Here is a 3,812-nt window from a genome sequence, read left to right as displayed (position 1 = left end):
TGTACTCCCGGTTCCAGTTCTGGAACAGGCCGGTCTCCGCGTCAAACACCTGCCCGGGGAAGCGCGGGTTGTAGACAAAGGCGCCCAGGCCACTGGGGTTCTGATTCGGCGCCGTGCCGCCAAAGGCTTCTGCCGTGTCCCAGCGCCAGACGATGGTCTGGTCCTGCCGCGTGATCACCCGCGGGGTGGCGATGTGGTCGGCATGCAGGTTGTACAGGCTCACCGCAATGTCATTCGTGGCCGCCGAGCCCGTCTGCTGCATCACCCCCACCGGCAAGCTGCCCAGGTAGATGGTTTCATAGACTGGCGCGCCGTTGGCGTCGTACTCCCCCAGCAACTGGCCGGCCTCGTCGTACAGGTAGTAGGCCGCGCCTGTCGGGACCAGATTGGTCGGGCCGCTTTTCTTGACCCGCTGGTTCAGCCCGTTGTACAGGTAGTTGACCGTGCCGCCGGCGGTGATCGCGCTGCTCATGCGCCCGCGGTCGGTGTAGGTATAGCTGTTGGCGCCGTCGCTGGTGAGGTGGCCGGCCGCGTCATGGGTGATCGTGGCCGTGCCAGTCACGTCCTGGGTCTGGGTCAGCCGGTTGCTGGTGGCGGCAATGGTGTTGGGGTAGCTGCTGGCGCCTATGGCCTTGGCGGTGCGGTTGCCGGTCTCGTCGTAGCTGTACAGGGTGCTGGTGCCGGCCAGGCTGGCGCTGAGCAGGCGGTTCAGGTTGTCGTAGCCAAAGCTCTGGTCCAGCGCGGCGGCCGGGCTGCCGTTGTTGGTGTGGCCGTAGCCGGTGATTCGCCCGGCGGGGTCGCGGCTGAGGGTGCGCAGGGCGCCGGCGGCGTTGCCGGTGCCCAGCGGGTCGCCCAGGCTGTAGCTGGAGACCAGGCCGGTGCTGTCATAGCCCAGCGTGCGGGCCTTGCCGTCGGACCACAGCCAGCCGCTGACCTGGTTGTCGGCGTTGTAGCTGAGGGCGCTGAGCAGGCTGGTAGTGCCGGCCCCGACGCCCACACCGTTGGGATTGACCGGGTTGACGCTGAGGGCGCTGACGGCGCCCTGGGCGTCGTAGCTGTAGTTCACGCGTGAGCCGCCCGGATAGGTGATGGCCGTCAGCTTGTCCAGCGCGCTGCCGCTGTCGCCCCAGGCGTAGCCAATGGTGAAGCTCTTGCCGCTGATGACCACCGTCTTGGCTGTCAGGCGGCCCAGCGCGTCGTGGCTGTAGCTGGTCTGGCCGCTCTCATCGGTGAGTTTGGTGAGCTCACCTTTTTCTTGGGGAGTGGGGGTGGCGCCGCCGTCGTATTCGAGGGTGGTGGCGCTCCCCGTGGGGTACGTGATGGCGGTCAGGCGGTCCAGGCTGTCGTAGCTGTACTGGGTCTGCTTGCCGCGCGCGTCCAGGCTGGTGAGCATGTTGCCCTGGGCGTCATAGCTGTACTGGCTGGCGCCCGTGTCCGGGCTGCTCTGCGCGGTGACCTTGCCCAGGCCGTTGGGGCTGTAGGTGGTGCTGAGGTTGCGCGGGTCGGCCACGCTGGTCAGGTCGTCGGCCAGGTTGTAGCCGAACTGGGTGACGGTGGGCGCGCTCGAGCCGGTGTTGGGCGGCTGCTGGGTCTGGATGGGCCGGCCCAGGCTGTCGTAATAGGTGTAGCTGGCCTGGCCGTTGGGGTCGACCACGGTGTTGATGCGCCCCATGGCGTCGTAGCCGTATTGCCAGGTCATGCCGCTGCGCGGGTTGATGCTCAGGCTCACGGCGCTGGAGCTGCTGGCGCTGTTGTTGATGTCGCCGCTGTAGACGGCCGTCAGGCTGTGGCTGCCCTGCCCCAGGCTGTTCAGGCTGAAGGTGGCGGCGCCGCCGCTGACGCTGGCGCTGCCCAGCGTGGTGGCGCCCTCCATGAAGCTGACGCTGCCGCTGGGGCTGTAGCCGGTGATGCGGGCGGTCAGGGTGACGTTTTGCCCGACGGTGGCGGGGTTGGGGGTGGCGCTCAGGGTGGTGCTGGCGGCCGAGAGGTTGACGCCTTGCGCCAGTACGGCGGAGGTGCTGCCGGCGTTGTTGGTGTCACCCACATAGACGGCGCTGAGGTTGTGGCTGCCGCCGGTGAGCGTGCTGCTGCTGAAGCTGGCGACGCCGGCCGCCAGGGTGCCGGTGCCGATCGAGGTGGCGCCGTCCATGAAGGTGACGGTGCCGCCGGGGCTGCTGCCCGTCACGCTGGCGGTGAGGGTGATGCTCTGGCCCACATTGGAGGGGTTGGCACTTGAACTCAGCGTGGTGCTGGTGGCGGTCTTGTTGATGGTCTGGCTCAACGCGGCGGAGGTGCTGGTGGCGTTGTTGGTGTCGCCGCCATAAACAGCGGTCAGGCTGTGCACGCCTCCGGTGAGCGTGCTGCTGCTGAAGCTGGCGACGCCGGCCGCCAGGGTGCCGCTGCCCAGCGTGGTGGCGCCGTCCTTGAAGGTGACCGTGCCGCTGGGGCTGTTGCCGGTGACCGTGGCCGTCCAGGTGACGCTCTGGCCGTAGCTGGCGGGGTTGGCGCTGGAGGCCAGCGTGGTGCTGGTGGCGACCTTGTTGACGGTCTGGGTCAGCACCGCCGAGGTGCTGGTGTTGTTGTTGGCATCACCTGCATAAACGACGGTCAGGCTGTGGCTGCCCACCGTCAGGGTGTTGCTGGCATAGGTGGCGGTGCGGCTGTTGCCGCTGCCGCCCAGGGTGGCTGTGCCCAGCACGGTGGCGCCGTCCTTGAAGCTGACGTCACCCGTGGGGCTGTTGCCGGTGACCGTGGCGGTCCAGGTGACGCTCTGGTTGTAGGCCGAGGGGTTGGCGCTGGAAGTCAGCGCGCTGGTGCTGGTGACCTTGTTGACGGTCTGGCTCAGTACGGCGGAGGTGCTGCTGGCGTTGTTGGCGTCGCCCGCATAGACCACCGTGAGGCTGTGGCTGCCCACCGTCAGGGTGTTGCTGGCATAGGTGGCGGTGCGGCTGTTGCCGCTGCCGCCCAGGGTGCCGCTGCCCAGGGTGGTGGCGCCGTCCATGAAGGTGACCGTGCCGGTGGGTGCATTGCCTGTGACCGTGGCGGTCCAGGTGATGCTTTGGGCGTAGGTGGCGGGGTTGGTGCTGGAAGCCAGCGTGGCTGTCGTTGTACCCTGGTTCACTATCTGAGCGACCGCAGACGAGGTGCTGCCGGCGTTGTTGGTGTCACCCGCATAGACGGCCGTCAGGCTGTGGCTGGCCACGCTCAGTGTGCTGCTGGCGAAGGTGGCCACACCTGCACTCAAGGTGCCGGTGCCCAGGGTGGTGGCGCCGTCCATGAAGGTGACCGTGCCGCCGGGGAATTGGCCCGTGACGGTTGCCGTCAGTGTGATGCTCTGGCCGATGGTCGACGGGTTGGCGCTGGAAGCCAGGCTGGTTGTACTGGTGGCCTGGTTGACGACCTGCGTCACAGCGGCTGAGGTGCTGCCGGTGTTGTTGGCATCGCCGTCATAAACGGCCGTCAGGCTGTGGCTGGCCACGCTCAGTGTGCTGCTGGCGAAGGTGGCGACGCCGGCGCTCAGGGTGCCGCTGCCCAGCGTGGTGGCGCCGTCCATGAAGGTGACGTTGCCACTGGGGTTGTCGCCGGTAACCGTAGCAGTGAGTGTCACGCTCTGGCCGAAGGTCGAGGGGTTGGCACTTGAACTCAGCGTGGTGCTGCTCGCTGTTTGTGCCAGCGCCGATAGCGCCGGCAGCATGAGGGCGGCAACGCACAGGGTGCGCAGCAGCCGGATGGCCGGCCCGAAGTTACTCACTAGTCCCTGAAGCTTGCTCATGTTGTACCCCTCCCGGGTGGTTGCAGCACCGCTTTTGTGG

Annotated in this window: 1 protein-coding gene; it reads right to left on the bottom strand. The window is 67.6% G+C overall.

The window, feature by feature from the left end; all coding sequences use genetic code 11:
- A partial coding sequence (locus tag AC1DUR_RS25695) for an Ig-like domain repeat protein (RefSeq protein ID WP_477722379.1) occupies nucleotides 1–3,772 on the bottom strand: 3,772 nt, incomplete at its 3' end.
- Nucleotides 3,773–3,812: the final 40 nt, after the last annotated feature.

The organism is Polaromonas sp. P4_F4, assembly GCF_056401355.1.
Note: the sequence above shows the minus strand (reverse complement) of the source record. Positions and strands in the feature narration are given on the sequence as shown.